Origin of the sequence: Frankia canadensis (assembly GCF_900197875.1) — a bacterium.
In the GTDB taxonomy this organism is placed as follows: Bacteria; Actinomycetota; Actinomycetes; order Frankiales; family Frankiaceae; genus Frankia; species Frankia canadensis.
Genome location: NZ_FZMO01000244.1, coordinates 1 through 5,501, shown reverse-complemented (window position 1 = coordinate 5,501; position 5,501 = coordinate 1). Strand labels below are relative to the sequence as shown.

Here is a 5,501-nt window from a genome sequence, read left to right as displayed (position 1 = left end):
CCCCCAGCCACCGCCCCGCGCCCACCGCCGTCCTCCCCACCGCGCAGACCGGCGCTGCCGGCACCGGCACTGGCACCGGGACCGGGACCGGCACCGGGGCGGTCCGGGCCGAACACCCAGTGCAGCTGGTGTTCGGGCAGCTCGACCCGCAGCGTCGGGTTGGACAGGAACACCGCCGGCTGGATGAACGGGATCCTGGTCTTCGTCGCGCGGCCGGCGTTCTCCAGGAGGGTGCGCAGCTCCTTGGACTTCTGGTTCGCCAGGTGCAGCGGGTTGTCGAAGATCCTCGTGTTGCCCGACTGGCGGTGCTGGGTCCAGTTCGACCCGGCCGCCGTCAGCCGCCCGACCAGGCTCTTGATCTCGATCAGGTAGATGCCGCCGCGGGCGACGACCAGCAGGTCGACCTCACGGATGTGCCCGGTGGTCGCCGTGAAGGTGAAGTTCGACCACGCCCGGTACGGCTCGGCGTCCGGCAGCAGGAGCCGGACGTGCTCCAGCGCCTCCCGTTCATGGGGAAACTGCGACGGCGTGACCGTCTCCCAGCGACCCTGGCCCTCCCGCACGCGGCCCCCCACCGTCCACCGTGGCAGCGTCGGCTCCCGCCGCCATGCCCCTCCGGTATGCCGGTTGTGATCCTAAGTGACCGCCATCCCAGCGCAACAACACACCCCCGGGACCGAGAGCGGCTCTTCCGCTCCGGGACGGAGTGCTCAGCCGCGGCAGCGTTGGATGTTGTCGGGGGTGTAGCAGGGCTGGTCGTCGTCGGTGCTGACGTTGCTGCGGCCGGGGCCGGTGTTGAGGTACGTGAGGAAGCTGTCGACGAGGGAGCCGGGGACGGGCTTGCCGTACGTGTACGCGTACTCGATGGCGACGAAGCGGTAGCCGGCGTCGTTGATCATCGGCTGGTGGCCGTCGATGGCGATGGGGCGCAGGTGGGAGGAACGCTTGGCGGCGCGCAGGTCCATGTAGCCAATGCCGCCCGGGAAGGTCGCCACCTTCTGCACCATCTCGTCCGTCGACGACAGCGCGCAGTATTCCCTGTCGGCGCTGGTGTCCCGCGCGCAGCCTGCCGAGACGGCGGCCGGCTCCAGGTTGGGGGTGATGAACAGCCGGTCGAAGGAGATCCGGGTGCCCGAATCCGTCGTCCGACTCATGACCTGGACGGGCGCGGAGTATCGCGGGTCGATCTGGCTCCAGTTCGTGATCTGACCGGTGAAGATCGACCGTAGCTGGTCCGACGTCAGATTCGTCACGGGCACCTTCTCGTTCACCACGAGGGCGAACAGCGACCGGGCGACGGCCTGTCCCCACAGCCGCGGGCTCGCGCCCTCGTTCACCCGGCCGTCCGAGATGGCGATGATGTTCTTCCCGTCCGGCGACGGGGACGACGCGACGTCGCGCAGGCCGGCTTCACTGCCGCGCGCGTCCACCGTGATCCTCGCGCCGGTGCACTCCTTCTCATACCGGCGCGCCACCGCCTGGACGACGGGCGCGAACGCCGTCGAGCCGGCGACGGTCAGCTCGCCCTTCGCGCAGCCCAGCGGCGGGCGCTGCTCGTTGGGCACGAGAATGATGCAGGCCAGGACGACGACGCACACGGTGAGCATCACGGTGATCAGGCGGGCCGGCCGGCTGAACTTGCGCGGTTTGTCGTCGACCGAGACGCTTTCGGTCTCGACGATACTGCCGTCCCGGATGCCGCCGCGCACCTTCATGTCGCTGCCGACGCCGCCGCCGTCGAGCAGTACCAGAAGCTTGTAGTACTGGCCTGGATTGAGCGGCACCCGCGGCAGGTAGATGACGTTGTCGGTGTACCGGATGGCGTCCGGCGCGCCGAAATGGCCGAGGAGATGTTCCTGGCCCGGGTCCGGAATGACGACGACACCGCGGACGGTCAGATCGGCGACGTCGGCGGTGAGCCCGTAGGCGCCGCCGTTGGTGTAGTCGGCCTCGGTGATGCTCTGCGCACCGTAGTTCTCGATCCGCAGCAGGACGAGCGTCGCGTCGGAGATACCGGGCAGGTGACTGAACAGGCCGAAGATCGCCTGGGTGCGGCCGCCGCGGGTGCCGCCGCCGACCCGGATCGCCATCTGGACGCGGTAGCCGATCTGCCGGCTGCGCGGCCGGCGCTCATACCAGACGGCCGCCAGCGACGCGCCCAGGCCGAGCAGCGCCGTGAGCACGGCGATGATGTTGCCGGCACTCCACCAGTCCACGTCCCACCTCGAGCCCCCGCAGACGCGGCTTGATCATCCGTGACCGCGCCACAGTACGAGCCGGACGAACTCGCCGACAGTCACCGATCTGACCCGATCCCGACTGTTCGGCGGATGTTCACGGCGACGTCGGACAGCGGCCGCTGGCCCAGCCGTGCAGGTGGGCGCGGATGGCGGGGATCACGGTCCTGCCGCGTGCGATCAGGAGTCGGTAGTGTCCGCTCCGGGTGGAACGTCGTTAAGGCGACGAAAGCGCAGGTAGTGCGCCTGGGACCAGGGATTGACCGGTCCACGGGAGCCGTCCGGGCGGCCTGAGGCATGATCACGAGCGAGGCGCCGGCTCGGCCGGCGGTCTGATCGGGGGGCATGGGGATGGGCTGGCTGGCGCTCGGCGTGGCGATCGTCCTGGAGATCATGGCCACGCTGTCGCTTCGTCGCCTGTCGTCGGGATTCGCGCCACTGCCGATGGCGCTGGTCGTCGTGGGATACACCGGGGCGTTCGCCTGCCTCGCGGTCGCGCTGCGCTCGGTCAACGTGGGCGCGGCCTACGCGATCTGGTCGGGCATCGGCACGATCGGCATCACCGCGCTCGCCGCCCTGTTCTTCGACGAACACGTCTCCCCGGCGGCCCTCGCCGGCATCGCGCTGATCGTCGTCGGCGTCATCCTGGTCAACCTCGGCGGCGCCACCCACGGCTGACCAGGCGGACGCGGCCGGCTACTTCTTCTGCTCGATGCGGACCATGTTGCCGGCGGGGTCGCGCACGGCGCAGTCGCGCACGCCCCATGGCTGACTGGCGGGCTCCTGGAGGACCTCGACGCCGGGGGACGAGACGATCCGGTCGAAGGTGGCGTCGAGGTCGTCGGCGCGGAGCTGGACCATGAGCAGCTCGCCCTTGGCGAGCAGGGCGGCGAGGGCGTCGCCGTTCTCCTTGGAGCGGCCGGCGTGCGGCTGCGACAGGACGATCGCGACCTCCGGCTGGCTGTCGGTGACCAGGGTGATCCACTTGAAGCCGTCGCGGGCGACCTCGTTGCGGACGGTGAGGCCGAGGGTGTCGCGGTAGAAACTGAGGGCGGCGTCGGGATCGTCGACGAGGACGTGCATGCCGCTGAGGGAAACCGTCATGCCACCGACGCTAGGCGTGCCTCGCGACCTGCGCTTCTCCGAAACTGCTCTCCTGCGGCTCCGTGACCGCGGGCGCGGCGGGCGCGCCGCCCTGCCCGGCGACCGGGCGCTCGGCAACCGTGCGCTCGGCGACCGGGCTGTCCCGGCCAGGCCGCCCACGTGCCACCCGGCGCGGCCTCGTCGCCACCATGACCTGGCAGCTGGGGACGGCGCGCAGCTCGTCGTGGTCACGGGCCCGGTACGCCGACGGCGACTCGCCGACCAGCGCGGTGAACCGGGCGGAGAACGAGCCGAGGCTCGTACAGCCGACCGTGAAGCAGACGTCCGTCACGCTCAGGTCGCCGCGGCGCAGCAACGCCTTCGCCCGCTCGATGCGCCGCGTCATCAGGTAGGAGTACGGCGTCTCCGAGTAGGCCTCGCGGAAGCGGCGGCTGAAGTGCGCCGTCGACATGAACGCCGTGCGGGCGAGCGCGGGCACGTCGAGCGGCTGCGCGTACTCCCGGTCCATCCGGTCGCGGGCACGGCGCAGCCGGCGCAGCTCCTCGAGGTCGGCGGCGCTCACCACGCCATTGTGCCCGGCTCCGCCTCGACGAGGCGCCCCCCGGTTGATGGCTCGGCGCCGGCCCGACGACGAAGCCGCGCGTCTTGCTGTACCTCACCGCGATGCTCCTGCGAATGCGCCTGCGCCTGCGCCGATCGGACCCGCGCTGACGATCGCCCATCGCGACGAGCGGCGCGGGAGCGGCGCGGCCCGCCGCCCGACGTGCACGACCGCCTGGCCGGGGCAGCGGTCATCCGGCCTGGAGGCCGCCGTCGGACACGGCTGACAGGCGGGGACGCAGATCGGCTGGCCAGGCAGCGGTGAGGGGTTCCACCACGACGTCGAACAGGCCGTGATCGAAGGGCTGGCCGGGGGCGGGGGCGACCGGGACGAGACGCTCGCGCACCCCCCGCCGGCGGTGTTCGAGGGCTCGGTGATGGCAGTACGGGTTGTTGCCGGGCCGACCGAAGAACGTGTGCGCCGTCCACGTGCAGCCGCCGCGGCACACGTCGGCGAACTCGCAGGTCCGGCAGAAGCCCCAGGTGCCATCGGCCGCCGTGGCACTGCCCGCGCCAGCGTTCAGGGCCAGGGCCGGCGCGTCGCGCAGCAGGTCGGCCAGGGTGTGTTCGCGGATGTCGCCGCCGGCGTAGGCCTCGGTGGGCAGCGACGGGCAGCCCTTGATCGTGCCGTCCGCCTCTATGCCCAGCGTCGACAGCCCCGCCTGGCAGCCCGCCCAGAACGCCGCGCCCTCGGGGGAACGCAGCAGCCGTTCGTACGGGCCGTAGTACCCGACGTTGTTCCCGGCGTGGACGCGGATGCCGTCCGCGGCGGCGCGGCGCGCGATCCCGGCGAGCAGCGGGAAGACGTCGAGCAGTTCGACCGGCTGCAGCAGGATCTCCCAGTTGTCCGCCGCGTTGCCCATGGGCACGGTGAGCTGCCACTGCCAGGCGGCGATGCCCGCCGCGCGCAGCGCCCCGTACAGGTCGGGAAACTCCGGCGTGGTCAGGCGGTTGATCTGGGAGTTGCAGGTGGCGGTGACGCCGGCGTCGGCCAGCCGTCCGATGGTGCGCAGGCAGGAGTCCCAGGAGCCGCGGCGCCCGCGCAGCCGGTCGTGGGTGGCGGGCATGCCGTCCACCGAGACGGAGCAGCGTTCGATCCCGGCGTCGCGCATGCCGCGCGCGGTGGCGGCGCTCATCCGGTAGCCGCCAGTCGTCACCGTGCAGGTCATCCCGCGGCGGGTGATCTCGGCGGCGATGACCAGCCAGTCGCGGCGCAGGTAGGCCTCTCCCCCGATGAGGGTCACCTCGTCGATGCCCGCGTGGTCGAGCTGGGCGACGAGGTCCAGGGCCTGCGCCGTCGTCAGCTCGGCGGGTCGGCGGGTGCCGGCGCGGGAGCCGCAGTGCCCGCAGGCGAGGTTGCAGGCGAGGGTCAGTTCCCACACCGCGTAGGTCCGCCGCGTCGCGCTCATCGGCCCGCGCACCGCTCCCACCAGCGGCGCCACCGGGAACGGCGCGGCGGGACGCCCGTACGAGCCCACCGGGACGGCACGCCGTCGACGGGCGGCGGAGGTGGGGCGCCGTACACGGGCGCCGGCGGGGGTGGAAGTGGCGGTACCGGAG

General features: G+C 72.0%; 6 protein-coding genes. 1 reads left to right on the top strand and 5 read right to left on the bottom strand.

Features of this window, described 5'->3' with window-relative positions; genetic code table 11:
- Together C1A33_RS19095 and C1A33_RS19090 are read right to left on the bottom strand one after the other, a co-directional pair.
- The coding region (locus C1A33_RS19095; RefSeq protein ID WP_243407721.1) for an NERD domain-containing protein at nucleotides 1-563 on the bottom strand (563 nt) is incomplete at its 3' end.
- A gap of 147 nt (nucleotides 564-710) precedes the next feature.
- A complete protein-coding gene (locus tag C1A33_RS19090; protein WP_101832816.1) occupies nucleotides 711-2,216 on the bottom strand; it encodes a PstS family phosphate ABC transporter substrate-binding protein in 1,506 nt (501 codons plus the stop codon).
- Nucleotides 2,217-2,582: 366 nt separating this feature from the next.
- On the opposite strand from C1A33_RS19090, the gene C1A33_RS19085 reads away from it, so the two are divergent.
- A complete protein-coding gene (locus tag C1A33_RS19085; RefSeq protein ID WP_207770383.1) occupies nucleotides 2,583-2,915 on the top strand; it encodes a DMT family transporter in 333 nt (110 codons plus the stop codon).
- An 18-nt stretch (nucleotides 2,916-2,933) separates the two neighbouring features.
- Here the strand turns inward: C1A33_RS19085 and C1A33_RS19080 are convergent, their stop codons facing one another.
- From C1A33_RS19080 to C1A33_RS19070, 3 genes are all read right to left on the bottom strand, one after another.
- Nucleotides 2,934-3,341, bottom strand: a complete 408-nt coding sequence (locus C1A33_RS19080) for a VOC family protein (RefSeq protein WP_101832814.1) — start codon at nucleotides 3,339-3,341, stop codon at nucleotides 2,934-2,936.
- 10 nt (nucleotides 3,342-3,351) lie between these two features.
- Entirely contained in the window at nucleotides 3,352-3,903 is a 552-nt protein-coding gene (locus C1A33_RS36760; RefSeq protein WP_423748106.1) for a helix-turn-helix transcriptional regulator, read from the bottom strand.
- A 229-nt stretch (nucleotides 3,904-4,132) separates the two neighbouring features.
- The coding region (locus tag C1A33_RS19070) for a radical SAM/SPASM domain-containing protein (RefSeq protein WP_243407720.1) at nucleotides 4,133-5,501 on the bottom strand (1,369 nt) is incomplete at its 5' end.